Annotated in this window: 24 protein-coding genes and 1 tRNA gene; 17 read left to right on the top strand and 8 right to left on the bottom strand. The window is 58.9% G+C overall.

All coding sequences use genetic code 11. The annotated features are described in order from the left end of the window. Positions 1–63 precede the first annotated feature (63 nt). From HMPREF9623_RS04680 to HMPREF9623_RS04650, 7 genes are all read left to right on the top strand, one after another. Positions 64–1,215, top strand: coding sequence for an acyl-CoA dehydrogenase (locus tag HMPREF9623_RS04680; RefSeq protein ID WP_009532745.1), 1,152 nt, complete (start codon positions 64–66; stop codon positions 1,213–1,215). 19 nt (positions 1,216–1,234) lie between these two features. Continuing rightward, on the top strand, positions 1,235–2,017 hold the full coding sequence (locus HMPREF9623_RS04675; RefSeq protein ID WP_009532744.1) for an electron transfer flavoprotein subunit beta/FixA family protein: 783 nt from the start codon (positions 1,235–1,237) through the stop codon (positions 2,015–2,017). A 24-nt stretch (positions 2,018–2,041) separates the two neighbouring features. Then, on the top strand, positions 2,042–3,097 hold the full coding sequence (locus tag HMPREF9623_RS04670; RefSeq protein ID WP_009532743.1) for an electron transfer flavoprotein subunit alpha/FixB family protein: 1,056 nt from the start codon (positions 2,042–2,044) through the stop codon (positions 3,095–3,097). Positions 3,098–3,201: 104 nt separating this feature from the next. Next, complete coding sequence (locus tag HMPREF9623_RS04665) at positions 3,202–3,678, top strand: hypothetical protein (protein ID WP_009532742.1); 477 nt, start codon at positions 3,202–3,204, stop codon at positions 3,676–3,678. A gap of 243 nt (positions 3,679–3,921) precedes the next feature. Continuing rightward, positions 3,922–5,277, top strand: a complete 1,356-nt coding sequence (locus tag HMPREF9623_RS04660; RefSeq protein WP_009532741.1) for a sodium-dependent transporter — start codon at positions 3,922–3,924, stop codon at positions 5,275–5,277. Between the two features lie 91 nt (positions 5,278–5,368). Beyond that, positions 5,369–5,845, top strand: a complete 477-nt coding sequence (locus tag HMPREF9623_RS04655) for a pyridoxamine 5'-phosphate oxidase family protein (protein ID WP_009532740.1) — start codon at positions 5,369–5,371, stop codon at positions 5,843–5,845. Positions 5,846–5,934: 89 nt separating this feature from the next. Beyond that, complete coding sequence (locus tag HMPREF9623_RS04650; RefSeq protein ID WP_009532739.1) at positions 5,935–6,936, top strand: zinc ribbon domain-containing protein; 1,002 nt, start codon at positions 5,935–5,937, stop codon at positions 6,934–6,936. Between the two features lie 175 nt (positions 6,937–7,111). On the opposite strand, the gene HMPREF9623_RS04645 is transcribed toward HMPREF9623_RS04650, so the two are convergent. After that, positions 7,112–8,203 carry a PTS transporter subunit IIC gene (locus tag HMPREF9623_RS04645; protein ID WP_009532738.1) on the bottom strand — a complete coding sequence of 364 codons (1,092 nt, stop codon included), beginning with the start codon at positions 8,201–8,203 and terminating at the stop codon, positions 7,112–7,114. Positions 8,204–8,297: 94 nt separating this feature from the next. Continuing rightward, entirely contained in the window at positions 8,298–8,816 is a 519-nt protein-coding gene (locus HMPREF9623_RS04640; protein ID WP_009532737.1) for a transcription repressor NadR, read from the bottom strand. Between the two features lie 133 nt (positions 8,817–8,949). On the opposite strand from HMPREF9623_RS04640, the gene HMPREF9623_RS04635 reads away from it, so the two are divergent. Beyond that, on the top strand, positions 8,950–10,257 hold the full coding sequence (locus tag HMPREF9623_RS04635) for a hypothetical protein (protein WP_009532736.1): 1,308 nt from the start codon (positions 8,950–8,952) through the stop codon (positions 10,255–10,257). A 7-nt stretch (positions 10,258–10,264) separates the two neighbouring features. Here HMPREF9623_RS04635 and HMPREF9623_RS10850 read toward each other — a convergent pair whose 3' ends face one another. Next, positions 10,265–12,130, bottom strand: a complete 1,866-nt coding sequence (locus HMPREF9623_RS10850; protein ID WP_009532735.1) for a glycerophosphoryl diester phosphodiesterase membrane domain-containing protein — start codon at positions 12,128–12,130, stop codon at positions 10,265–10,267. A 224-nt stretch (positions 12,131–12,354) separates the two neighbouring features. Here HMPREF9623_RS10850 and HMPREF9623_RS04625 point away from each other — a divergent pair, with 224 nt between their 5' ends. From HMPREF9623_RS04625 to HMPREF9623_RS04585, 8 genes are all read left to right on the top strand, one after another. After that, on the top strand, positions 12,355–13,317 hold the full coding sequence (locus tag HMPREF9623_RS04625; RefSeq protein ID WP_009532734.1) for an L-lactate dehydrogenase: 963 nt from the start codon (positions 12,355–12,357) through the stop codon (positions 13,315–13,317). 300 nt (positions 13,318–13,617) lie between these two features. Next, positions 13,618–14,391 carry a precorrin-4 C(11)-methyltransferase gene (gene cobM / locus HMPREF9623_RS04615; RefSeq protein WP_009532733.1) on the top strand — a complete coding sequence of 258 codons (774 nt, stop codon included), beginning with the start codon at positions 13,618–13,620 and terminating at the stop codon, positions 14,389–14,391. Next, on the top strand, positions 14,388–15,134 hold the full coding sequence (gene cobJ, locus HMPREF9623_RS04610; protein WP_009532732.1) for a precorrin-3B C(17)-methyltransferase: 747 nt from the start codon (positions 14,388–14,390) through the stop codon (positions 15,132–15,134). The genes cobM and cobJ overlap by 4 nt, the downstream gene beginning before the upstream one ends. A 1-nt stretch (position 15,135) precedes the next feature. After that, positions 15,136–16,224 carry a nicotinate-nucleotide--dimethylbenzimidazole phosphoribosyltransferase gene (gene cobT, locus HMPREF9623_RS04605; protein WP_009532731.1) on the top strand — a complete coding sequence of 363 codons (1,089 nt, stop codon included), beginning with the start codon at positions 15,136–15,138 and terminating at the stop codon, positions 16,222–16,224. Next, positions 16,221–17,333, top strand: coding sequence for a pyridoxal phosphate-dependent aminotransferase (locus HMPREF9623_RS04600; protein WP_009532730.1), 1,113 nt, complete (start codon positions 16,221–16,223; stop codon positions 17,331–17,333). Before cobT ends, HMPREF9623_RS04600 begins: the two co-directional genes overlap by 4 nt. Further along, entirely contained in the window at positions 17,315–18,820 is a 1,506-nt protein-coding gene (locus HMPREF9623_RS04595; protein ID WP_009532729.1) for a cobyric acid synthase, read from the top strand. The genes HMPREF9623_RS04600 and HMPREF9623_RS04595 overlap by 19 nt, the downstream gene beginning before the upstream one ends. Continuing rightward, entirely contained in the window at positions 18,817–19,443 is a 627-nt protein-coding gene (locus tag HMPREF9623_RS04590) for a precorrin-8X methylmutase (RefSeq protein ID WP_009532728.1), read from the top strand. Before HMPREF9623_RS04595 ends, HMPREF9623_RS04590 begins: the two co-directional genes overlap by 4 nt. A 294-nt stretch (positions 19,444–19,737) precedes the next feature. Next, a complete protein-coding gene (locus HMPREF9623_RS04585) occupies positions 19,738–20,664 on the top strand; it encodes an ADP-ribosylglycohydrolase family protein (protein WP_009532727.1) in 927 nt (308 codons plus the stop codon). Between the two features lie 16 nt (positions 20,665–20,680). Here HMPREF9623_RS04585 and HMPREF9623_RS04580 read toward each other — a convergent pair whose 3' ends face one another. Together HMPREF9623_RS04580 and HMPREF9623_RS04575 are read right to left on the bottom strand one after the other, a co-directional pair. Then, positions 20,681–20,944: a Txe/YoeB family addiction module toxin gene (locus HMPREF9623_RS04580; RefSeq protein WP_009532726.1), complete on the bottom strand. Its 264-nt coding sequence runs from the start codon at positions 20,942–20,944 to the stop codon at positions 20,681–20,683. After that, a complete protein-coding gene (locus HMPREF9623_RS04575; RefSeq protein WP_009532725.1) occupies positions 20,944–21,192 on the bottom strand; it encodes a type II toxin-antitoxin system Phd/YefM family antitoxin in 249 nt (82 codons plus the stop codon). The genes HMPREF9623_RS04580 and HMPREF9623_RS04575 overlap by 1 nt, the downstream gene beginning before the upstream one ends. Positions 21,193–21,341: 149 nt before the next feature. Here HMPREF9623_RS04575 and HMPREF9623_RS11645 point away from each other — a divergent pair, with 149 nt between their 5' ends. Next, complete coding sequence (locus HMPREF9623_RS11645) at positions 21,342–21,515, top strand: hypothetical protein (protein WP_009532724.1); 174 nt, start codon at positions 21,342–21,344, stop codon at positions 21,513–21,515. Positions 21,516–21,686: 171 nt separating this feature from the next. On the opposite strand, the gene HMPREF9623_RS04570 is transcribed toward HMPREF9623_RS11645, so the two are convergent. The 3 genes from HMPREF9623_RS04570 to HMPREF9623_RS04560 all read right to left on the bottom strand — a co-directional run bounded on the left by HMPREF9623_RS04570 (position 21,687) and on the right by HMPREF9623_RS04560 (position 24,283). Further along, positions 21,687–21,759: transfer RNA gene (locus tag HMPREF9623_RS04570), tRNA-Thr, on the bottom strand. 46 nt (positions 21,760–21,805) lie between these two features. Then, entirely contained in the window at positions 21,806–23,233 is a 1,428-nt protein-coding gene (gene citX / locus HMPREF9623_RS04565) for a citrate lyase holo-[acyl-carrier protein] synthase (protein ID WP_009532723.1), read from the bottom strand. Between the two features lie 12 nt (positions 23,234–23,245). After that, positions 23,246–24,283, bottom strand: coding sequence for a [citrate (pro-3S)-lyase] ligase (locus HMPREF9623_RS04560; protein ID WP_009532722.1), 1,038 nt, complete (start codon positions 24,281–24,283; stop codon positions 23,246–23,248). Positions 24,284–24,291 lie beyond the last annotated feature (8 nt).

Below are 24,291 nucleotides of genomic sequence, written 5' to 3'. Positions count from 1 at the left end.
GGGTTTCCCTTCCCGTTTGGATTTACTCCGGTGCGTTAATTATTTAACATGGAGGAAGGATCAATGGATTTCGCACTGGACAAGAAACATGAGATGGCGCGCTCGCTCTTCAGAGACTTCGCGGAAAACGAAGTAAAGCCGCTGGCGCAGGAGATTGACGAGGAAGAGCGCTTCCCCGTTGAGACCGTTGAGAAGATGGCGCGCTACGGCTTCCTCGGAATTCCGGTTCCGAAGGAGTACGGCGGCCAGGGCTGTGACGTTCTGACCTACGCAATGTGCGTCGAGGAGCTCTCGAAGGTCTGCGGCACGACCGGTGTTATCGTCTCCGCACACACCTCGCTCTGCATCGACCCGATTCTGACCTACGGCACCGAGGAGCAGAAGCAGAAGTATCTGCCGGACCTTGCGAGCGGCAAGAAGCTCGGCGCTTTCGGCCTCACGGAGCCGGGCGCGGGTACCGATGCACAGGGTCAGCAGACCAAGGCTGTGCTGGACGGCGACGAGTGGGTCCTGAACGGCTCCAAGTGCTTCATCACGAACGGTAAGTATGCGGATGTCTATGTGATTATCGCAGTGACCGGCACGGTTGAGAAGCACGGCAAGAGAATGAAGGAGATCTCGGCGTTCATCGTCGAGAAGGGAACCCCGGGCTTCACCTTCGGCGTGAAGGAGAAGAAGATGGGTATCCGCGCTTCCGCCACCTACGAGCTCATCTTCCAGGATTGCCGCATCCCGAAGGATGCGATGCTCGGCCAGAAGGGCAAGGGCTTCCACGTCGCAATGCACACGCTGGACGGCGGCCGTATCGGTATCGCTTCCCAGGCACTGGGTCTCGCAGAGGGCGCTCTCGAGAGAACCGTTGCTTACGTGAAGGAGAGAAAGCAGTTCGGCAGAGCCATTGCGGCATTCCAGAACACGCAGTTCCAGCTCGCTGACATGGCGACGGATTGCGAGGCGGCGCAGCTTCTTGTCTACAAGGCAGCGGTCGCAAAGCAGACCCAGACCACTTACGGCGTCGAGGCTGCAAAGGCAAAGCTCTTCGCGGCAAACACGGCAATGTCTGTCACCACCAAGTGCGTGCAGCTGCACGGCGGTTACGGCTATATCAGAGAGTACGATGTGGAGCGCATGATGCGCGACGCGAAGATCACGGAGATTTACGAGGGCACGTCCGAAGTGCAGCGCATGGTAATCTCTGCAAGCTTACTGAAGTAATCAAGAGGAGGGACAGATCGTGAAAATTATCGTTTGCATTAAGCAGGTTCCGGACACCAAGGGCGGCGTTGCATTCAACCCGGACGGAACGCTGAACAGAGCTGCCATGCTCGCTATCATGAACCCGGATGACAAGGCAGGACTGGAGGCGGCTCTCCGCTTAAAGGATGAGCTCGGCGCAGAGGTCACTGTGCTCACGATGGGACTTCCGAAGGCGACCGATATGCTGCGCGAGGCATATGCGATGGGCGCGGACAAGATGATTCTGGTCACCGACCGCGTGCTCGGCGGCGCAGATACCTGGGCTACCTCGAGCACGATTGCCGCAGCGCTCAGAAACCTCGAGTATGATCTCATCATCACCGGCCGCCAGGCAATCGACGGCGATACCGCACAGGTCGGCCCGCAGATCGCGGAGCACCTGGGTCTCCCGGTTGTCTCCTACACGCAGGATCTGAAGATCGACGGCGACTACGCGATTGTGCAGCGTCAGTTTGAGGACAGATACCATGTGCTGAAGGTGAAGCTTCCCTGCCTGTGCACCGCACTCGCAGAGCTGAACCCGCCGCGCTACATGACGGTCGGCCGTCTCTTTGACGCGTTCGATCAGGATGTGACGACTTGGGGCAGAAAGGATCTGCCGACCCTGGAGGACAAGGATATGGGTCTTGCGGGCTCCCCGACCAAGATTGCGAGAGCTTCCGATAAGGTCAAGAAGGGCAAGGGCGTCAAGGTGAACTTGGACGCACAGGAGTCCGTGAAGTACCTGATGGATCAGCTGGTCGAGAGACACGTTATCTAATAGAGCGGGAGAGAGGTGAAGGCAATGAACTTAGAAGAGTACAAGGGCGTATATATCTTTGCCGAGCAGGTGGACGGCAAAGTCAGCAACATTGCATACGAGTTGATCGGTGAGGCAAAGAACCTCGCAGAGGCACTGAAGACCGACGTCACGGCAGTGCTGATCGGTTCCGGCGTGAAAGGCGAGGCCGAGAAGCTCGGCGCTTACGGCGCGGATCGTGTGATTCTGGTCGATGATCCGGCGCTCAAGGAGTACAGAACCGAGCCGTACACGCACGCGCTCGCGGAAGTCATCAACAAGTACAAGCCTGAGATTGTCCTGATCGGCGCAACCCCGATTGGCCGCGATCTCGGTCCGAGCACCTCGGCGCGCGTTGCAACCGGCCTTACGGCAGACTGCACGAAGCTTGAGATCGGCGACTTCCCGCTGACCGTTCCGGCCGGCAAGGAAGATACCCAGAAGCACAACCAGCTGCTCATGACGCGTCCGGCATTCGGCGGCAACACGATTGCGACGATTGCCTGCCCGAACAACCGCCCGCAGATGGCAACGGTTCGCCCGGGTGTTATGCAGAAGAGAGCCAAGGAAGACGGCAGAAAGTTTGAGCTTGTTGAGTTCAACCCGGGCTTTACGCCGAACAAGCGCTATGTCGAGATTCTCGAGGTCGTGAAGAAGATCAGCGATACGGTCGACATCATGAACGCGAAGATTCTGGTCTCCGGCGGCCGCGGTGTCGGCAGCGCAGAGAACTTCAAGATTCTCGATGAGCTCGCAGAGGTTCTCGGCGGAGAGGTCTCCTGCTCCCGTGCGGTAGTCGATGCAGGCTGGAAGCCGCAGGCGCTCCAGGTCGGTCAGACCGGTAAGACAGTCCGCCCGCAGCTCTACTTCGCAATCGGCATTTCCGGTGCAATTCAGCACCTTGCCGGTATGGAGGACTCCGACCTCATTATCGCCATCAACAAGGATGAGGATGCGCCGATTTTCGATGTCGCGGACATCGGCATTGTCGGCGATCTGAACCAGATTGTCCCGGCACTCACGAAGCAGATTGCCAACTATCTGGCGACGAAGAAGCAGTAAGTGCTGCGAAAAACACTGTGACCTGACGAAGAAGAGACTTCCGGCACCTGCCGGAGGTCTCTTTGTTGTATTGTTGCCTGTGGAAAAAAGCGGGAGGACTGCGGATGCCGTACACAAAAGAAAACTTTGATGACTGGCTTTTCTTTCTTTCGGATAAAACGGATTACTTTACCGGCGAGTTTGCAAGGGAACAGGGACTCACGCTCGACTACACGCCGGAAAGTCTGGATGCGCTCGAAAACTGGCTGCTCGGTAAGTATGAAAAGAGCATGGATCTGGTCGAGGACAAGGAGCCATATGGGAACGATTACCGCCTGGCGGATCTCTGCGGCATTTATGTGGGGGAGGTGTACCGGCGGCAGCTCGGCGGAACCTGGTACATGATACTGGATCAGCCGAAAAACGCTTACTATAAGCTCCCGTCCCTGCGCTATGACACGAGAACAGGCCCGTATTACATCTGCCCGGTGACCCTGGCAACGGCCTGCATCCAGAGAAAACGGGGCGATTATATGCGCTGGGTGCTCGGGAATTATATCGAGGAGAGACGGCAACGCGCGGGCGGGAAAGACTTACCGTAAGCGCGCGTCCAAGCGGTATGCCAAGGAAAAGAATCTGTGTGAACGCAGTCCGGTTACGCTCACTACGGCCTGTATCCGGAGAAAACGCGGCGATTGTATGCGCCGGGTGCTCGGGAATTACATCGGGAAGGAGCAGAGAATAAGAGGGGGAATCGGACGGCGGCGGACGGGTGACTTTACCGCTTTTATGTGATAAACTAAACCTGTTTTTTGCGACAATTTGCGGACAGGAGAATTGGATTCATGAAGCGAGAAAGTTTCGGATCCAGACTGGGTTTCATTCTGGTGAGCGCGGGCTGCGCCATCGGAATCGGAAACGTCTGGAAGTTTCCCTATGTGACGGGGGCAAACGGGGGCGGCCTCTTTGTGCTCTTTTATCTGCTCTTTCTGGTCATTATGGGCATTCCGGTGCTCACCATGGAATTTTCGGTGGGGCGCGCGGGCAGGAAGAGCGCGGTCGGCGCCTACAAGGCCTTGGAGCCGAAGGGGAGTTTTTGGCACCTGCACGGCTGGGTCTGCTTGATCGGCTGTGCGCTTCTCATGATGTACTACACGACCGTCTCCGGCTGGATGGTCTCTTATTTCGTGAAGTTCCTCCGCGGCGACTTTGTGAAGGTGAGCGGCGAGGCGGTGGATCAGGTCTTCACAAATATGCTCGGCAATCCGGGTGAGATGGGCTTTTACATGGCGCTCACTGTGGTGCTGGGCTTCCTGATTTGTTCGTTCGGCCTGCAGAAGGGCTTGGAGCGCATCACGAAGGTCATGATGGCGGGGCTCCTTGGGCTCATCCTCCTGCTCGGTGTGCACAGTCTGGTGCTCCCCGGCGCGATGGAGGGCGTCAGATTCTACCTGCTCCCGGATCTCGGCAGAGCCATGGATCAGGGCTTTGGCAAAGTTATCACGGCGGCCATGAACCAGTCCTTCTTTACGCTGAGCCTCGGCGTCGGCGCGATGGAGATTTTCGGCTCCTACATGGACCGGGAGAAGACACTTGCCGGCGAAGCAGCCTGGATCTGTGTGCTCGATACCTTTGTGGCGTTACTCAGCGGCCTCATCATCTTCCCGGCCTGCTTCAGCTACGGCGTGCAGCCGGATGCGGGTCCGTCACTCATTTTCATCACCCTGCCGCGCGTCTTTTTGCACATGAGTCTGGGACGGCTCTGGGGCGCACTCTTTTTCCTCTTCATGACCTTTGCAAGCTTCTCGACGGTCATCGCGGTGTTTGAGAACCTGATGGCAAATCTGATGGACTCGCTTCACTGGAGCCGGAAAAAGGCAGCGCTGGTCTGCTGCAGTTTCATTCTGATTGCGAGCGTCCCCTGCGTGCTCGGCTACAATGTCTGGAGCAATCTGCATCTGATCGGTGGCAAGGATGTGCTGGACAGCGAGGACTTCATTGTCTCGAATCTGCTGCTGCCGCTCGGCTCCCTGATCTTCCTTCTGTTTTGCACGACCAGATGGGGCTGGGGCTTTGATCACTACCTCGCGGAGGCAAATGACGGCAAGGGCATCAAACTGCCGCGCGCGCTGAAGTATTATTTTCAGTTCGGATTGCCGATTCTGGTGCTGATCATTCTGTTCCAGGGTCTTTTTACCTAAACAAAAGCGAAATAAACCGGCAGAGACCGCAGCTTTTCAGGAGGCTGCGGTCTTTTTATGTTATACTGGACAAAACGGCTAGGAGGAAGATATGCGGCGAAACGACAGAGAGGTACGGGACAGAGCAGAGATTCAGCGCATTCTGGAGGTCGCAAAGGTGCTGCGCCTCGGGCTCACGGACGGGGACTATCCCTACATCGTCCCCCTGCACTACGGCTATGTTTACGCGGGTGATGTGCTCCGCTTCTACATGCACGGCGCAAAGGAAGGGAAAAAGCTCGCGCTCGCGATGTCAAATCCCCACGCGTTTGTCGAGCTCGACTGCGAGGTCGAGACGACGGGGGAGGGCGATATCGCCTGTGTGTACGGCGCAAATTATGCGAGCCTCATGGCGCGCGGTGAGGTCACGGTGGTCGAGGACCCCGAAGAGAAAATTGAGGGGTTAAAGCTCCTCATGCGGGCGCAGACCGGCAGAGATTTTGAAATTACGGCGCAGCAGGCGGCGGGCGTTGCCGTGTTCCGTTTTGACGCAGAGAGCTACAGCGTCAAGGAGAGAAAGAAGAAGTAAAGACAGCTGAGACAGCGGCAGACAGCGAGACGGCAGCACATTAAGAAGGCGGTGTGATACAGCGAGACAGCGGGAGGAGAGAGAACAAAATGGCAGAAATCCGGAAAATCGATTTGACTTGCCCGAGTTGCGGCGCAGAGATGCAGATTTCCGAAGATCAGAAGATGGCGGTGTGCCCCTATTGCCGGAAGAAACTCTATTTTGCAATGGAAAACGGCAAGCTGACTGCAAAGGAAGCCGAGGAGCGCTCCTACGGCGAGACCAGAGGAAAACTCCGCGCCGAGGCGGAGGCCGAAGAGGCCGAGGAGAGACGGAAGAGCTTTCGGAAGTGGAAGCATCGTCTGATCGGAATCGGCATATTTGTCGGCCTGGTTCTGGCAGCCGGTCTGTACGGCGAGGCAAAGAAGCAGCGCGTGGATCCCTTCCCCTATGTCACGGTCGAATTTTCCGGCGTGAGCGGCGAGGGCAAGGCGGAATTAAAGCGCGGCAACTACCCGGCTTCCGTGAACGAATATTATCTCGGCTATCAGGTAGAACCGAGAGAGCGTCTCTCGAACGGCGATACGGTGACCGTGCAGGCGACGAGCGATCGTTACCGGCTCACGAAGAGCGTGGAGAAGTATACCGTCACGGGACTCGACAGTTACTTAAGCGACCTCGATTCTCTGGACGGCACAAAACTCGAGATGCTGCACAGCACGAGCCTTGCAGCCATTCGAAATACCTATTTTCCGAACAGCATCTCGGGCATCAAGCGGAGCGAGGAGATTTCGGCGAAGCCGGTGAAATTGGTGCTGCTCTCGAAGGGAAATAAAAATGTGCTGAGCGACATCTTTGAAATGACTTACCGCGGCCCGGATGGCAAGGAGAAGACCGTGTACCAGTGCACGCGCTATCGGAATGTGCTGTTTCGGAGCGGCAATAACACGAGCTTTGACTACAGCACCTATATGGCGACGGGGCACTCCGTATACCTCGGCAGCACCACGAACGACGACACGGCGAGCGGCTACGACACGCTCGAAGAGGCAGTCGCGGATTCCAGGAAGACCTCCGAGAGCGATATGACCGTTACGGAGCGGGATGAATAAAGTACTTGGCGCATCCGTGCGTTCAAGTCATAGAAAAAGCCCCCGACTTGCCTCTGATAGCAGGCAGCCCGGGGGCTTTTTTTGTATTTGCGTTCGATAAAGAGAAGTTTCCGCACTTTGGGAACAATGGATTCATTCCGGATTTTAAGAGGCGCGCCGGTTGGCGCGCCTCTTTTTACGCGAGCTTTAAGTCCCCGTCTTTCACGAGTCCCATGCGGCGCACGAGCGCGTGAATCAGCGGGCAGAGAATTGCGGGAAGGATAACGGCGACCAGCAGCATGCCGAGCCAGTCCGTGCCGGTGATTGCTGCCTTCTGTCCGGCTGCGACATCCTTGACCCAGCCGGTGTAGACACCGAGCGGTCCCACAAGGCCGCAGGTGCCCATGCCGGAGGCAACGGCTGCGCCGTTCTGCTGAAGGTGAAACACACAGGTCGCAATCGGGCCGGTGATCATCGAGGTCACGCAGGGCGCAATCCAGACCTTCGGGTTTCTCACGATATTGCCCATCTGGAGCATCGAAGTGCCGATGCCCTGGGATACGAGGCCGCCGAAGCCGTTTTCCGGATAGGATATCACGGCGAAGCCGACCATCTGTGCGCAGCAGCCGGCAAAGGCCGCGCCGCCCGCGAGCCCGGTTAAGCCGAGCGCCGCGCAGATGGCCGCCGAGCTGATCGGCAGCGTCAGCGCGATGCCGACCACGAGCGAGACCAGGATGCCCATCAGGAAGGGCTGAAGTTCCGTTGCCCACATGACGAGGTCGCCGACCTTCATGGCTGCCTTGCCGAGTGCCGGAGCGAGCAGGGCAGAGAAGAGGAGGCCCACCGCAATCGTGACGAGCGGCGTGACCAGAATATCGACCCGGGTCTCTTTGGAGACCGCCTTGCCTGCCTCGGCCGCGAGAATCGCGACAAAGAGCACGGCGAGCGGACCGCCCGCACCGCCGAGCGCATTCGAGGCGAAGCCGACGGTGATCAGCGAGAAGAGCACGAGGGGCGGGCAGCGGAGTGCCCAGCCGATTGCGGTCGCCATGGCGGGACCGGACATCGCCGAGGCGAGACCGCCGACCGTGTACTCGGTGCCCGCAATCGTTGCGACCGGCGAGGTCAGAAAAGCGAGGTGGAGCTGTGCGCCGATGGTGTTGATGATGGTGCCGATCAGGAGAGAACAGAAGAGTCCCTGTGCCATCGCGGCGAGCGCGTCAATGCCGTAGCGCTTGGCCGAGATTTCGATGTCCTTTCGTTTCAGAAATGCTGCCAGTGCTTTCATACATCCTCCTTGAATCTTACTAGTGTCAAGACATATGTATAGTATACACTGACAAGACTGTCAAGCAAAAGCGCTATTTGCTTTTGAAATTCCGTTATTCGGAGAGGAGAATACCGGCGGCGCGGAGTTTTTCGGTGACGCGCCGGTAGGCGGCTTCGTCGGGGCAGAGGAGGGTGTGGAGGTGGATGCCGCTCGTCAGGAGAGAGAGCGGCTGGGCGGCGCACTCGGCGCTCCGCGCGAGGAAGGCATCGACCTCGTGGCGGGTCGAGAGTTGCAGCTGGCCGCGGAGCTCGCCGTAGAGCGGATGCTCGACCGACACATCTGCGACCGTGCAGCCTTCATCGACCGCGATATAGAGCTCCTCCCGTATCGCTGCGGCGTCGTGGCGGCAGGCGATGGTCTTTTTCAGCAGAGGCTGCCGGGAGGCCGCCGCGAGCAGGTAGCCGCGGGAGGTCGCGATGATGTCCGCGCCGGATGCACGGAGCAGGGCAATATCGCCGACAATACTCTGGCGACTCACATGGTACGCGGCCGCGAGCGTCGTCGCGCTGATCGGTTTCTGATTTTTGGCGAGGGTGGACAGGATTTCTGCCCGTCTGGCATCATTTTGCATCGCGCTACCTCCGGATAGACTGGATGGTCTCAGTATAGCAGACCGTGAGAAAATAATCATTTTTCAAGAAAGTGTTTAGTATCTTGCAATTCATCCCCGCCGCAAGCTAAAATGAGACAAAAGGAGGCAGGGTATGAGACGAAAAGCAATGGCGGTTTGTCTGCTCGGGGCGGTGCTGCTGGCAGGCTGCGGCGGCGGAGGCAGTGCAAAGGGGGTCAAGACCTTTACGGAACCGGGAACCGTGAACGGCGAGGTGACGTCCGCGAAGCGGAACGAGAGCGCAGTGCTGATCAAAGCAGGCGGTGCGGCGCTTATCAACAATGCGGAGCTCTCGCGGAAGTACGCCGGAAAAGCGGGCAAGGCGGATACCGCCGTGGTGCTCTTAGAGGCCGGCAAAGCGGTTATCAAGAATTCGAACCTCACATCGGATGCGGCCGGAAGCGCGGGGATTCTGATCGGTGACACGGCAGAGGTGGAAATTGCGGACACGGCGCTCTCGACAGCCGGGGAGCAATCGCCGGGAATAGAGACGCGCGGGAGCGGCGCGCTCTACGCCTGGGACAATATGATAGGTACGACGGGAAACGATTCCGCGGCGCTCTCTGTGGGCAAGGACGGCAGCATGACGCTCTCCGGCGGCACTTTTACGGCGACCGGCGAGCACGCCCCGGCAGTCAGTGCGTCCGGCAAGGGCTGGATCAACGCGGCAACTCTGACGGCGGGCAATGCGGAGGCGCTCACCCTCGAGGACGGCGCCCAGCTTTCGCTCTACGACTGTCATGTCTCCGGTAACATGCCGGAGCCGGGCGGAAATCAGAAGAATGCGGCGGTGATTCTGCGCCGCGCCGAAAACAGCGAGGCGAATGCGACTGCGCCGCAGCTCCTGCTCTCCGGCGGCACATTGCGCGCCCAGCGCGGCAATCTCTTCTATGTGGACGCCGCGGATGCGTCGATTGTGGTGAAGAATGTCACGCTCGCGGTCGATGTATCGCAGGGCAATTTGCTGCTCACCTCGAACGGCGCAAAGAGCAGTTTGAGCGCCTACGGCGAAATGATGGAAGGGCATCTGGTGAGCGAGGAGGATGCGAGCGCTGCCGTTTACCTCTGCGATGTCACAAAGTTTACCGGAGACATTCAGCTGACGCCGGGACCCGGTAAGGCAGAGGCGCCCGGCATTGCCCTCTATATCGACGGCACTTCGATCTGGGTCGTGAACGGCAACTCGACGCTCCGCGCGCTCTACACCGAGGGGCTTGTGAAGGATGACAAGGGACTCGATGTCACGATTCAGGGCAAGGACGGCACGGTCTACCGGAAGGGAAAATCCGCCTATACGGTGACGGTGACCGGCGAATACAAAACCAGCGCGGATTTCCGCGGCGCAGGGACAGCGGATGAGTTCTCGGCGCATGCGGCGGAGCGACCGGAGAGTCTCCGTTAAGGGAGACTCAGAAGAACATGAAATCCCAGAAATTGCCGAGGCGGTCCTCAAAGACCTCGTAGGGCGTGCGCGAGAGGAGATCCTGTTCGGTTTCCTTTGCGAGGCGAATGTCGTCGGTGATGATGTAGTCGACCTCGCTGTCCAGGAAGCGGGACAGCCCGTTGCCGTCGTTGACGGTCCAGACGCCGATCTGTTTGCCCGCGGCGTGCGCTTCCGCAATGCGGGCATTGCTCACGCTCTCTTCCTCGAGGAGGAGAATGTCGCAGTTTAACTTCGGGAGATTGCCGACGCCGGCAAAGAAGAGAACGCCGGTGTCAAACTCCGGATAGTGGGTCTCCACATAGTTGATGACGCGGTAGGAGAGGGAGATGATTACGACCTCCGAAACCATGTTTTTTTCGCGGACGATGCGCACGACATCGTCCGCCATTTTTTTGTCCGCGGTCACGCCTTTCAACTCAATGAAGAGTTTTTCCTTGCCGCGGCAGGCGTCCAGGAGATCGCTGAGCGTTGCGACCGGATAGGGTTCCGCGGGAAAATGCGGGTCGGTCAGGGTGAGCCCTCTGACCTCAAGGAAGGTCATGGACTGAGGTGTTCGGTTCACACCGGCGAGGCGTTTAAAGTTGTCATCGTGGTTGATGACATAGTAGCCGTCCGAGGTACGCTGCACATCGGTTTCCGAGCCGTAGGCGCCCGTATTTTCCGCGGCGACGATGCCTGCGACCGAATTCTCCGGCGCGAGATAGCCGCCGGTGCGGTGTGCAATCAGTTTGGTGTGCTGTTCCCGCGCAAAGAGGGGCGCGTAGAGGAAGGAAAGCACAAAGGAGAGCAGAGCCGTAAAAAACAGCGAGCCGCCCATCGCAGCGAGCAGGAGAGTGCTGCGGGGACTTTTGGGAAGCGGCTGCTCTTCGGGAGCCTGCTCCCGCGCGAGTATCAGAAAGAGTCTGGTAAAGCGAAGCAGGAAGAAGCTGCTGCAGAGCAGGGAAACCATGGAGAGCAGATAGTTCCCGAGGAGCACGGCAAAGGCCGCCGCAAAGCGGTACAGGAGTTCGGCGCGACTTTCGGCGCTCAGGAGGAGGTCCGCACCGGTGGTCAGCGTGGCTGCACCTTGCAACAGTTTTTCCTCTCGCGCAATCAAAACGAGGGCCGGGAGGAGCTTAAAGAGACCTTGCGCGAGCAGGCGGATGAAGGCGAGAAACAGGAGTAAGGGCAAGAGTTCTTTTGCGATGCGAAGCCGGTTGGAGGTCACCAGTTCCGAGGAGCGGCGAAAGGCCGCGCCGGGTGTGCGGGACTCGAGAATCGCCGCGTGCAGGAAGAAAAGCATGCGGTAGCCGAGCCAGGAGAGAACCGCCATGAGAAGGAGATACAGCAGAAAGTAGAGCGGCGTCGTATCGATGACTTCGGAGATAAAGTTCGGAATGTACAGCTTTTTTGTCAGGCTGATGTGGAAACCGACGCCGGTGAGCGGCGTCAGGACGGCGAGATAAAAGAGAAACAGAAGGCCGCGCGGAGAGGCGAATTTCCGGAGCGAGCGGAGGCCGTCGAGTAGCGCGGTACGGTAGCGGAGCTGCTTTCCGCTTAGCAGCGCGTTGCAGAGGAAAATCGGCGCGAGCAGCTCAAAGAGCAGGTAGAGCATGACGAGCAGGAAGAGCAGAACGAGCAGCACCGGTGCGCGCCACGAGGCGAGAAAGCGAAGATAGTTCGAGCTCGTCAGCGCGCCGCTCTTGGCCGTGAGTGCGCGGACAAAGCGCCACATGAGGCGGCTCAGCGGAAAGAGGAACAGGGAGGCGAGCAGCTGAAACATCCAGAACTCCGGGAGCGCGGAGAGCGCAAAGCGGCGAAAGGAAGTCGGATTTTTGACGGAAGAAGACATAGATACTCCTTTGCGGCGAAAATAAACGTGAGCTCTATTGTAGCATGCCGCGCGGGATGTGGCGGTGTTTTTGTCGCAGGACAGAGGAAAGACAAGATTTTATGACGTTATTCTGAGCAAACATACAACATTTTGGAAAAGTGTGATAAAGTAGAGTCGTATCGTAGAATATCCTCTCCGCAGGGCGGAGAGCGCATGAACCACAAGGGGAAAGAGTGAACGTCATGGGAAAGGATAAGAGAAGAGTTGTACTGGTTGGCTGCGGCATGGTCGGTATGAGCTATGCCTATGCAATGCTGAATCAGCAGACCTGCGATGAGCTTGTCTTGATTGACTATGTGAAGGAAAAAGCCGAGGGAGAGGCCATGGACTTGAATCACGGTCTTGCCTTCTCCGGTTCCCATATGAAGATTTGGAGCGGTACCTACGCCGACTGCAAGGAGGCGGATATCGTGACCATTTGCGCGGGTGTAGCGCAGAAGCCGGGTGAGAGTCGCATGGATTTGCTCGCGCGGAACACGGCCATCTTTAAGTCGATCGTGGAGCCGGTCACGGACTCCGGCTTTAACGGCATCTTCCTGATTGCGACCAACCCGGTCGATGTCATGACCAAGGTGACCTGCGATCTCTCGGGCTTTAACCCGAAGCGTGTCATCGGTAGCGGCACCTCGCTCGACACCGCGCGTCTCCGCTACCTGGTCGGCAGCTACTTTAAGGTAGACCCGCGCAGCATCCACGGCTATGTGATGGGTGAGCACGGCGATTCCGAGTTTGTGCCGTGGAGTCAGGTTTGCATTGCGACGAAGCCGGTGCTCGACGTGATTGCGGAGTCGAACGGTGTTTACAAGAAGGAAGAACTCGAAAAGATTGAGGTCGATGTGCGCACGGCGGCGGATAAGATCATCGCGGCGAAGAAGGCGACCTACTACGGCATCGGCATTGCGCTGACCCGCTTAACGAAGGCCATACTCGGCGACGAGAGCTCGGTGCAGACCGTCTCGGTCTATCTCCGCGGCGAGTACAAGCAGAACGGCGTCTTTGCGGGTGTTCCGGCGGTTATCAACGCGAGCGGCGTGCAGTCGGTTATCCGCTGCCAGATTACCGATGAAGAGCAGGAAAAGTTCGATGCATCCTGCAAGGAGTTGAAGGATAAAATCGCCGAGGCAGAGCGCGATTTGAATCACTGAGTCAGAGAATTCGGAGGGGCCTGTCGGCGACGACGGGCTCCTTTTCTGTTACAATGGAGAGGAGCGGTGCGCCGAAAAAACGGCGGTTGCGAAAGACAGAGCGAAAATCGCGGTGATCCGAGCGGAAAGCTGAAACAACGGAAAATTGCGAGAACATCAAGACATGAAAAACCGGATTGGCAGAGGGTTATCAAGGCCGATGCGACGACGGAAGCTTTTTGGCAGAAGCAAAGTGTGCAGGCGCGAAGCTTTCAGGGGATTGGTTTTAAACGCCCGTGATCGGGAGAGAAAGGAGTATCGGTGGAAGCGGGAAAGGTATATTTTGTCGGCGCGGGGCCGGGGGCGGAGGATCTTCTGACCCTGCGCGGCGCGGCACTTTTGGAGGAAGCGGATGTCGTGGTCTATGCGGGATCCTTGGTGAACGCAGCGCTCTTAAAGCGCTGTAAGCCGGAGGCGGAGATTCACGACAGCGCGCGGCTTGACTTAAACGAGGTACTGGATATTCTGATTCCGGCCGCAAAGGCCGGAAAGCGTGTGGTGCGCCTGCACACCGGAGACCCTTCCGTCTACGGCGCACACCGGGAGCAGATGGACGCCCTAAAGGCAGCCGCTGTGCCCTTTGAAGTCTGTCCCGGCGTCTCCTCCTTCTTCGGTGCGGCGGCTTCGCTCGGGGCGGAGTACACCCTGCCCGGCGTCTCGCAGACGGTCATCCTGACCCGCGCGGCGGGACGCACGCCGGTCCCGGAAAAGGAAAGGCTCTCGGCACTCGCGGCGCACGGCGCAAGTCTGGTACTCTTTCTCTCGGCGGGGCGCGCCGCCGAGGCGGTGGAAGAGCTGCTTCGGGGCGGTTACTACACGACGGAGACTCCGGCTGCCATTGTATACAAGGCGACCTGGCCGGACGAGCGCATTCTGCGCACCACACTCGGCGAACTTGCCAAAGATGCGGAGGCCGCCGGGATTACCAAGACTGCGCTGCTCTTAATCGGAGATTTTCTCGGTGCCGAATATGAGAACTCAAAGCTCTACGACCCGAGCTTTACGACTGAATTCAGAGAGGGGAAACAAGCATGAAACCATATACGATTGCGGTGGTCGGAATCGGCCCCGGAGACCGGGAGTCCATGACTTTAAAGGCGCTTCACACGATTGAGGCAGCCGATACGATTGTCGGCTACAGCACCTACTTAAAGCTGATTGAAGACTTATTGGCGGGAAAAGAGGTCGTTCAGAGCGGCATGACCGAGGAGATACAGCGCTGCGAAGAGGCGATTGCCCTTGCGCTTCAGGGAAAACAGGTCGCCGTGGTCTCCTCGGGCGATGCCGGCGTTTACGGCATGGCAAGCCTTATCCTAGAACTCGCGGCGGCACACAAGGAGCTCACGGTCGAAGTGGTGCCGGGCGTCACGGCAGCGCTCTCCGGCGCAGCCCTGCTCGGCAGCCCGCTGACCCTCGACTTTGCCTGCATCAGCCTCTCGGATCTCCTGGTACCCTGGGAGCAGATTGAGCGGCGCTTAAAGAGCCTCGCGGCTTCGGGTATGGCGGTGGTCATTTACAATCCGGGCAGCCGGAGCCGCAAGGACTGCCTTCCGCGGGCGGCGGAAATCTTCCTCGAGGCGCGCAGGGCGGATACGCTCTGTGCGATTACGCGTAACATAGGCCGGAAGGGGGAGAGCAAGGAGGTGCTGACACTCGGGGAACTGAAAAGTCGCGAGGTCGATATGCGTACCACGGTCTTTATCGGCGCGGAGGACAGCATCGAGTTGAACGGCTACCTCCTGACGCCGCGCGGCTACGATAAGAAGAGGAAGGGCTAAGGTGGCGTTGCAAGCTGGCGAGACAAGCTTTTTCGAGGCGACTTTGCGCATTTTGCCGCCGGACCCGGCTGCGGCGGAGGCCGCGGCGAACAAGTTTCTCTCGATTGCGATGCCGCTTCACGGGCTCGGCGTGCTCGAAGAGGATTTAATCCGCATGGCGGGGATTCAGGGGACTGCGGCGCTTCGCTTAAAGCCGCGGAAACTGTTTGTCTTCTGTGCGGACAACGGTGTCGTGAAGCAGGGGGTCACCCAGACCGGGCAGGAGGTGACCACAGCGGTCTGCGAGCACCTCGCCTACGGCGGGAGCACGGTGAATCGCATGGCCGCGCTCGCGGACTGTGCGGTGGTCCCGGTCGATGTGGGCACTGCGGGAGAGCCGCGGGGCAAGGAAATCCTTCGGCGGAAGGTACGAAGCGGAACGCGGGATTTTACGGAAGAAGCCGCAATGACGCGGGAAGAGTGTTTACAGGCACTTTGTATCGGCATGGAGCTTGCGGCCGAAGAAAAGCGGCGGGGAACGGCCCTCCTTCTTGCGGGAGAGATGGGGATAGGCAATACGACCACCAGCGCGGCATTAACGGCGGCCCTGCTGGAACGGGATTCCGCGGAACTCATAGGGCGCGGCGCGGGGCTATCGGATGAGGGACTTGCGCGAAAGCGGCGCGCGGTGGAGAAGGGACTGGCGCTTCATAAGGACTTGCGCGGCGATGCGCTCGGGCTTCTGTCTGCGCTCGGCGGATTTGACTTGGCGGCGCTCGCGGGACTCATGCTCGGCGCGGCCGTCGAACAAATTCCGCTGCTACTCGACGGCATCATCACGGAGGCAGCCGCCCTCGCCGCAGTTTGCCTCGCACCGGGGGTTCGAGGCTACCTCTTTGCGAGCCACTGCTCGGCAGACCCGCTCGCGGAGGCTCTCCTTACGGCGCTCGACTTAAAGCCCCTCATTTCCGCGGGTCTGCACCTCGGCGAGGGCACGGGGGCGGTTGCGGCGCTCCCGCTCCTTGACATGGCAGAGGCGGTGTACAGCGGGGCAGATAGCTTTACGGAGCTCGGCATTGCGGCCTATACGGAGCAGGGAGGAAAGCAATGAATTCCGCCTACGAACACGGCGGCGCCTGCTTTCCGCGGGGCGGCGTGCAAGAAAGCGGTATCACGGACTTCTCGGTGAACATTAACCCGCTCGGTATGCCGCCCGCGGTGCGGGAAGCGCTGCACCGCGCGGTTGACGCCTGCATCCACTATCCGGATCCCTTTGCGAGCGGACTCCGCGCGGCGCTTGCCAAGCGCTATGCGGTCAGCGAGACACAGGTCTTTTGCGGAAACGGCGCGGCGGATGTGATTGAGCGGCTCGCGGAGGTGCTGAAGCCGAAGCGCGCCCTGCTTCTTGCCCCGAGTTTTTCGGAGTACGAGCGAGCGCTCACGCGGCGCGGCTGTCACTGTGCGTTTCATATGCTGCGCCGCGAAGAGGGTTTTCAACTCACGGAGCGGGTGCTCGACGATCTAAACGAGGAGGCCGAGCTCTTCTGGCTCTGCCTCCCGAACAACCCGACGGGACTGGTTCCCACATCGGATTTATTTGCGCGCATTCTTTCGCGCTGCGCGGAAAGGAACATCACCCTGATTACCGATGAGTGCTTTTTCGGTTTCTTGAACCGGGAAGATGCGCCCACGCTCCGGCATCATCTGGGAGCAGACGGAGGCAGGGCGCGGCGCATTCTTCTCGGGGCGTTCACGAAGACCTTTGCGATGCCGGGCGTGCGGCTCGGCTACTGCGTGAGCTCGGATCCCGCGCTCGGCGAAGCCCTCTTTGCGGCCGGACAGCCCTGGCCGGTTTCGGTGCTCGCGGAGGCGGCCGGAGAGGCGGCCCTCGCCTCTCCGGATTGGGAAAGAGAAAGTGCGGCAAAAATCGCCGTCTGGCGGGCGGAACTCGCTGTGGGCCTGCGCTCTCTCGGGCTCTGGGTCTCGGAGAGCGAGAGTAATTTTCTGCTTGTTTCGGACGCAGTGCCGAACGCAGCAAAAAATGCGGCAAGACTTCGCTTCGCTGCGGCGTGCGGACTTCCGCTCCGCGACTGCGCGAACTTTCGCGGGCTCTCCGTGGGCTACTTTCGAACTGCGGTGAAGACGCCCGAAGAGAATCAGCGTCTTTTATCGGCGCTCGCTGACTTTGAGAAGGAGGGCGAATGGCAAAGACAATCATGATTCAGGGCACCTGCTCCAACGCGGGCAAGAGCCTGTTTGCGGCGGCGCTCTGCCGCGTCTTCCGGGAGGACGGCTACCGGGTGGCGCCCTTTAAGTCTCAGAACATGGCGCTGAACTCCGCGGTCACGCCGGACGGGCTCGAAATCGGGAGAGCGCAGGCCATGCAGGCGGAGGCCGCCGGCATCGCCCCAGATGTGCGCATGAACCCCATACTCTTAAAGCCGAACTCGGACACGGGTTCTCAGCTGGTGCTCTGCGGAAAACCGGTCGGGGACTACAGCGCAGTCGAATATCAGAAAAAGAAGAAGGAACTGCTCTCCGAAGTGTTGAAGGCCTATCACAGCCTCGCGGCCGAGCAGGATATCATGGTGATTGAGGGGGCGGGTTCCCCGGCGGAGATTAACCTCCGCGCCGACGATATTGTGAATATGGGACTCGCCGAGGTGGTCGATGCCCCTGTCATCTTGATCGGCGACATAGACCGAGGCGGCGTGTTTGCCGCGCTCTACGGGACGGTGAAACTCCTCGCCGAGGCCGAGCAGGCGCGCATCAAGGGGCTGGTAATCAATAAGTTCCGCGGGGACATCAAAATTCTGGAGCCGGGCCTAAGGGAGATTGAAGCGCTCACCGAAAAGCCTGTGCTCGGGGTTCTTCCCTACCGCCACTTTGATTTGGAGGATGAGGATTCCCTTTCGGAGCGGCTTCGGAAGACGAAAGCAGAGGCGGAAGCTCTGCTTCGCATTGCCGTGATCCGTCTTCCGCGGCTCTCGAATTTCACGGATTTCGATCCGCTGCAGGCAGCGCCGGAGGTAGCGCTTAGCTATGTGAAGAGCCCGGCGGAAATCGGGGCTGCGGACCTTTTGATTTTACCGGGCTCCAAGAGTACGCTCGAAGACCTCGCGTGGTTAAAGGCACAGGGCTTTGACACGTGTATTCGGGACTTTGCGGCGTCCGGCCGCCCGGTACTCGGTATTTGCGGCGGATATCAAATGCTCGGCGAAACACTGCGGGACAAAGAGAGCGGCATAGAGGCGGCGGGACTCGGGCTCTTGCCGGTCGATACCGTGTTTTACGCGGCCAAGCAAACCGTCTGCGCATCCGGAACAATTACGGCGGCGAGCGGTTTTTGGGCAGCGCTTGCCGGGCAAAAGACCGAGGGCTATGAGATTCACATGGGACAGAGCCGCATCGGCAAAGAAGCCGATTGCTTTCAGCGCCTTTCCGCACGAGAGGACAGTGAGCGGCAACGCGCGGACGGCTGCACGACGGGCGCTGTCTGCGGAAGCTATCTGCACGGCCTATTTGACGAAGCGGCGGTCACAGAGGCGCTTCTTAAGGCGCTTGCAGCGAGAAAGGGGCTTTCTTATCCGCACCGATTAAAAAGTCGCAGGGAGCGGCAGGAAGAGGGCTTCCGGCTCTTATCGCAAACGCTGCGGGAACATTTTGATTTGCGGGAACTGTACCGCATCATGGGAGTGGAGAGATGAGCATAGAATTTTGGAAGCCGGAGGAAATCGAGGCAGAGAGCTTTCGGCGCATCAGCGAGGAACTCGGCGATCGGCTGTTTCCCGCCGGGGTCGATTTGGTTGTGAAGCGCGTCATACACACGACGGCGGACTTTTCGTTTGCGGACACTCTGCTTTTTTCGGAGGGCGTGGTCGAACAGGGGAAGGAAGCGATACGGCAGGGTGCCTGCATCGTGACGGATACCAATATGGCGCTTGCCGGCATCAATAAGGCAAGGCTTGCGGGCTTCGGCGCTACGGCGCGCTGCTTTATGGCGGAGGCGGATGTGGCCGCCGAGGCAAAGGAGAGGGGCGTGACCCGCGCGACGGTCTCAATGGAGCGGGCGGCAGCGCTCTCCGCGGAGAGGCCGCTGATACTCGCAATCGGCAATGCGCCGACCGCGCTTGTAAAAATCAAGGAGCTCATGGATGCCGGGCAACTGAAGCCCGCGCTTTTAATCGCGGCGCCGGTCGGCTTTGTCAATGTGGTCGAGGCAAAGGAACTCTTTGTCGGGAGCAGCACGCCGCACATCATTGCGCGCGGCCGTAAAGGCGGCTCGACCGTCGCGGCGGCCATCGTGAACGCGATACTCTACCAGATTTGAGAAGCACCGCAGCGCCCCGAAGAACCTTTCTTGAGAAGAAGGACAAAAGGCGGGAAGCAGATAAGAGTGCAAACCGGTAGGCGGGGAAAAGAAGCAGAGGAAAAACCTGCATGCTTGCGTCGCAAGACCCGAGTCATGTCTGACGGCCAAGAGATACCGCAAGTGCATCGAGAAAAATTTGAGAGGCACTTGAGAAGCGGATTGATTTTGTACTAAATACCGAAGGCAGTAGAGGAGCGAAAGACAAAGAATACAGCGGGACAAATCCGGGGAAGAAAGAGAAGGGAGCGTGAGATGAGCAAGCTTTACGAAGCCGTCATGGGGCTGGTGGTCGCGGACGCACTCGGCGTTCCGGTCGAGTTTGCGCCGCGGGACAGCTATCTGGTGACGGAAATGACAGGCTACGGGACCTACCGGCAGCTGCCCGGTACCTGGTCGGACGACAGTTCCATGACGCTTGCGACCTTGGAGAGTTTTAAGCGCAAGGGCTGTGTGGATCCCGCCGATATCATGCAGAACTTTTTTCTCTGGCTCTTTGAGAAACGGTTTACGGCGCGGGACTATGTCTTTGACGTGGGCAATGCCTGCCGGAATGCCATTTGGACCTACGGACAGGGGGTCGCGCCGCAGGACTGCGGCGGAACAGAAGAGCAGGACAACGGAAACGGCGCACTGATGCGCATGCTGCCGCTTGGCCTCTTACTCGTCTTACTCGAGGGGACGGACGAAGCAAAGGCAGCCGCGGTGCGGCAGGTTGCGGGACTCACCCACAACCACATGATTTCGCACATCGGCTGTCTGATTTATGTGTTTGTCGCAGAGGAATTGCTTCGCGGAAGCGAAAAGCGGGAGGCGCTTTCCTCTGCCTTAGAACGCGCCGCGCGGATTTACGGAAACGAGCCCGCTTGGCAAAACTATGTCCGTCTCCCGGAAATCGAGACCTTGGGCCGCGAGGAGATTAAGAGCAGCGGCTATGCCGTGGACACGCTGGAAGCAGCGCTCTGGTGCCTCTTGCGGACAGAAAGCTACCGCGATTGCGCCCTCCTTGCCGTGAACCTCGGAGAAGATACGGACACCGTGGGCGCGGTGGCGGGCGGCCTCGCGGGACTCATCTACGGCCTTGACGGCAAGACGGGCATCCCGGCGGAATGGATTGAAGTGATACCGCGGAAAGCGTGGATACGGGAGCTCTGCGAAGGCGTGGAGGCGATACGCTGCTAGGCGTTTCGGCGGTATTCTAGAATTCGTAATGCGTCCAAAGGCTGATGATTTTTACGGTATTGACTTCCTCGAGCACCTCGTAGACAAGACGATGTTTGACATTGATTCTCCGGGAATAAGCCCCCTGAAGATCCCCAATCAGCTTTTCGTAGGGCGGGGGTGTTTGGTAGGGATTTTCTCTTAGGATCTCGATCAGCGCCTTGGCTTTTGTATCCAATTTTGCCGACTTTAGCTTGGGAATATCGGCAGTGGCTTTTTTTGTATACACAATGGTATACATTACCAAGTGACCTCATCTTCCGACAGGCAGTCTTCCAAAGAGGTGTGCAGTCCCTCGATAATCTTCGCACGTTCTTTCGGGAGAGAAGAGAGATATAGGGTCTCCATCAGGCTGTTATAGTCTTCCTCGCTAATCAGCACAGCATTGCCTGCTTTGGTGCTGATATTCACAGGTTCGTTATAACGTATGGTCTGTTCCAGAAGTTCAAAGATGTTTTTTCTGAAGTTGGTAATGTTTGTGTTCAGCATAACGATGCCTCCTTGCATGTACATGATAACGTACGTACTTGGATGTGTCAAGAAGCTCGGAATGAGGAAGGCGAGGATGGGGCTTGTCGCCTCAGGTACCTTTTGTGATACTATCGTAGGGAGAGGAAACGGAAGAGAAAGGAGACAGAATGGCAGAAGAAAAGAAGATGGGACGTCCGACGGATAACCCGAAAGGCCGGCCGATTCATGTGCGGCTGGATGCCGAGGCGGACGCGATTTTGGAAGCGTATTGTGTGCGTGAGAATGTGACACGGGCAGAGGCAATTCGGCGCGGTATTTCCTTATTGAACAAGCAGAATTGAATCGGGAAAAAGAGGGCGCAGTTGCGCCCTCTTTTTGTGTGACGGGTCGTGTGATGCATGTACCCAATCGAAGCGCTTTTTGCATCGGCTACAGCCGATTTTTCACTACGCCAGGCATAGAAAAAGCGCGCATCTACGCCGTTTTCGACGCAAATGCGCGCTTCTTAAAAGAGCTGATGACGGGAATCGGACCCGTGACCTCCGCACTACCAATGCGACGCACTACCGACTGTGCTACATCAGCCTCTTGCCATAAGGCTTATGTAGAATAGCACGGAGAGAAGTAATTGTCAACGAAAAGTTTTCTCGAGCCGATGCAAAAATAAGGCGGCCGAGAGAAGGTCCGCGGCGCCGCCGGGACTTACATTCCGCTGCTTGCAAGTTTCTTTGAGCTCGTAGAGCAGGTCTGTCCCTTCCGGCGTAAAAGCGCCGCCGTGCGAGAGGATGTTGCGGCAGTCCGCACGGAGGGTGAGCAGGGCATCCTTCCCGCCGCGGTACAGCACGTTGGTGTCACTGACATGCAGGATGAGATGCAGGAGTACATTGAGGACGCTCGCCTCCGCGGGACGCTCCTCTGCCTCGTACTGCCGAAGCAGGGGCAGGGCGACACTGCGGAGCACCGGGAAGCCCTTGGCCGCCGCGTTGCGAACACCGCCTGTGCCGTCGCGGTGCAGCACCGCTTCGCCGTGGGCCTTTCCGACTTCTCCGGCTTTTAAGTCAGCGAGCTCCTGCCGCAGGGTGTCGCCGACCAAGTTCTGTACCTCGTCCAGAATTGTTTCGGCGGAGAGTTTGCCGCTTTTTGCGTAGAGTAGCCCTGCGCCCGCGGAGAGAAGCCCGAGGGTAAAGACAGCGCCCTTATGGGTGTTAACTCCGCCCGTTGCCGCGTACATCTCGCTTTCGGCGCGTTTTCCGATTTCCCGGAGCCGGGAAAAGAGTGCGGCATCCGTTTCTCGCGCCGCATCGGGCAGGGTGAAGCAGCTTTGGTAAGCCGTAACGGCCATTTCCCGCAGGAAAGGAGTGATTGCGGCGGTACTCAAAATAAAGTCCTCAAACTTCATATCCGCGTGTGCGCCGGAATCGATGCGGTCCACAAGGCCGGGCTTCGGCGCGGCGTAGACCTCATCGAGGAGGGAGAGCGCCGCGTGATTTTCGAGTGCGGAGAAGAAAGACGCGGAGAGCGGAAAGGCCTCCCGGAGCAGAGAGTCGCAGCGGGAAAAAAGAGCCTCCACGCTGTGGGCGCGGCTTCTCGCGCAGACTACGGCAGCCTCCTCGCAGAGCAGGCAGCGGCGGAGCGGCAGGAAAAAATCCTCGCGGGAGAGTTTCTGTCCCTCGCAATTCAGCACATCGATGTCAAAGAGCCGGGCGAGCGGCTCGCTGTCCTCGAGTGCTACCGCGAGGCGCTTCACGGACTCGGGCGGCGCGCCGATCAGGCAGAGCCAGCTGTCCCCGCTCACGCGGCGCAGTTCGCGTGTTCGGAGGAGCGCATAGTCCTCGCGGTGTAAGAGCGCCGTGAGCCGTTCTTTGCCGAAGAGAAAGCCGCTCCGGATGAGCGGCGTCTGCTTCACCGCGCCCGGAATATTCATGCCGAAGGAGAGAAGGGCGGTCGGCGCGGGGAAGGAAGCAGCCGCCGCGAGTATTTCGTTCTGGGCGTGTACGCGCTCATCGCGCGCCCGCATCATATCTTCGACGCTCACGGCGTAGGGGGTAAAATCAGACATGGAACTCCTTTCTCAGGAAGAGGCCTCGGACGCTCTGAGCTCATTCCAATGGGCGTTTAACCATTCGCCTGTGACCGGGGGCACGAGTGACAGTACTTCCGGGCAGACGCCCTTTTCGCTAAGCAGGGAGCGCACGCGGGAGGCGCTGATCGGTTCACTGCCCAGTTCCCGTCGCGGCAGTTCGTCGAGCAAAATGCCGGCGGGCGGCAAAATTTCCCAGAGCGCCCGGTTATAGCAAGCCGTTGTCGGGTCCAGCGGCTCCGAGCCCACAAAGCGGACGGAAATGCCGAGTTTCGGGGCAAGACAGTGCGCAAAAAGTGTCGCATCCAGTTCGCACTGGAGGGCGGCGGCATCCTCCCCCGCTTTTAGGAAATAGGTCGGGAAGGTGTTGCCGGAAATCATATAGGGGCCGCTCAAAAAGACATGTACGTTCGGCAGGTCTTTGACGCCCTCTTTAACCAGTTGAAAGCGAACCTCGGTCGGGAAGAGGGAGCGGTTCTCCTCGACCACAAAGAGGCAGAGTAAGTCTACCTTTGCCGCGGCGTATTCCACGAGCGCGCGATGGCCGAGCGTAAAGGGATTACAGTTCATCACGATTGCGCCGACCGTTTTTCCCTCGTGCGGCGGCAGGGCGGAGAGGACGCTCTCCGCAAAGCGCTCGGGGCCGTCCGGGCGGTTTTCGAGCATCGCAAGCGCGCCCGTCTCAGCGAGCAGGCGGAGGCCGCAGGAAGAGAAGAGCGTCGCCTTCTCGCGCCGCGTGATCACAAAGAGATCAAAGTAGCCGCGCTGAAAGCGGTTCTCGATGAGGGCGGAGAGTAGGGTGCCGAGCGCATTCTGCCCGCGCAGTTCCTCGCTGACCGCAAAGCACTTTAAGAGCGACCGGGCAGCGCAGCCGCAGCCCACCAAGTTTTCGTTTGCGTCAAAGATGCCGTAGGCCGTATCGAGATCGGGCTCGCACTGCAACTTATTTTCCGCGAGAAAGGCGCGGAGCTTTTCCCACTCCGAGGGATAGGAGAGCAGAATCTCTCCGAGATGATAATTGTCTGTCATACAAGGTA

Source organism: Stomatobaculum longum, assembly GCA_000242235.1.
Classification (GTDB): domain Bacteria; phylum Bacillota; class Clostridia; order Lachnospirales; family Lachnospiraceae; genus Moryella; species Moryella longum.
The sequence above is the reverse complement of the archived record's forward strand: the minus strand, read 5'-3'. Positions and strand labels throughout refer to the sequence as shown.

Coding starts and splice junctions, on each gene's coding strand:
- HMPREF9623_RS04635 (WP_009532736.1), top strand. CDS start 8,950: ATGAGACGAAAAGCAATGGCGGTTTGTCTGCTCGGGGCGGTGCTGCTG.
- HMPREF9623_RS04590 (WP_009532728.1), top strand. CDS start 18,817: ATGAGCATAGAATTTTGGAAGCCGGAGGAAATCGAGGCAGAGAGCTTT.
- HMPREF9623_RS10850 (WP_009532735.1), bottom strand. CDS start 12,130: ATGTCTTCTTCCGTCAAAAATCCGACTTCCTTTCGCCGCTTTGCGCTC.
- HMPREF9623_RS04640 (WP_009532737.1), bottom strand. CDS start 8,816: ATGCAAAATGATGCCAGACGGGCAGAAATCCTGTCCACCCTCGCCAAA.
- HMPREF9623_RS04670 (WP_009532743.1), top strand. CDS start 2,042: ATGAACTTAGAAGAGTACAAGGGCGTATATATCTTTGCCGAGCAGGTG.
- HMPREF9623_RS04650 (WP_009532739.1), top strand. CDS start 5,935: ATGGCAGAAATCCGGAAAATCGATTTGACTTGCCCGAGTTGCGGCGCA.
- HMPREF9623_RS04680 (WP_009532745.1), top strand. CDS start 64: ATGGATTTCGCACTGGACAAGAAACATGAGATGGCGCGCTCGCTCTTC.
- HMPREF9623_RS04645 (WP_009532738.1), bottom strand. CDS start 8,203: ATGAAAGCACTGGCAGCATTTCTGAAACGAAAGGACATCGAAATCTCG.
- HMPREF9623_RS04595 (WP_009532729.1), top strand. CDS start 17,315: ATGGCAAAGACAATCATGATTCAGGGCACCTGCTCCAACGCGGGCAAG.
- HMPREF9623_RS04655 (WP_009532740.1), top strand. CDS start 5,369: ATGCGGCGAAACGACAGAGAGGTACGGGACAGAGCAGAGATTCAGCGC.
- HMPREF9623_RS04580 (WP_009532726.1), bottom strand. CDS start 20,944: ATGTATACCATTGTGTATACAAAAAAAGCCACTGCCGATATTCCCAAG.
- cobJ (WP_009532732.1), top strand. CDS start 14,388: ATGAAACCATATACGATTGCGGTGGTCGGAATCGGCCCCGGAGACCGG.
- HMPREF9623_RS04665 (WP_009532742.1), top strand. CDS start 3,202: ATGCCGTACACAAAAGAAAACTTTGATGACTGGCTTTTCTTTCTTTCG.
- HMPREF9623_RS04600 (WP_009532730.1), top strand. CDS start 16,221: ATGAATTCCGCCTACGAACACGGCGGCGCCTGCTTTCCGCGGGGCGGC.
- citX (WP_009532723.1), bottom strand. CDS start 23,233: ATGTCTGATTTTACCCCCTACGCCGTGAGCGTCGAAGATATGATGCGG.
- HMPREF9623_RS04585 (WP_009532727.1), top strand. CDS start 19,738: ATGAGCAAGCTTTACGAAGCCGTCATGGGGCTGGTGGTCGCGGACGCA.
- HMPREF9623_RS04625 (WP_009532734.1), top strand. CDS start 12,355: ATGGGAAAGGATAAGAGAAGAGTTGTACTGGTTGGCTGCGGCATGGTC.
- HMPREF9623_RS11645 (WP_009532724.1), top strand. CDS start 21,342: ATGGCAGAAGAAAAGAAGATGGGACGTCCGACGGATAACCCGAAAGGC.
- HMPREF9623_RS04575 (WP_009532725.1), bottom strand. CDS start 21,192: ATGCTGAACACAAACATTACCAACTTCAGAAAAAACATCTTTGAACTT.
- HMPREF9623_RS04660 (WP_009532741.1), top strand. CDS start 3,922: ATGAAGCGAGAAAGTTTCGGATCCAGACTGGGTTTCATTCTGGTGAGC.
- HMPREF9623_RS04560 (WP_009532722.1), bottom strand. CDS start 24,283: ATGACAGACAATTATCATCTCGGAGAGATTCTGCTCTCCTATCCCTCG.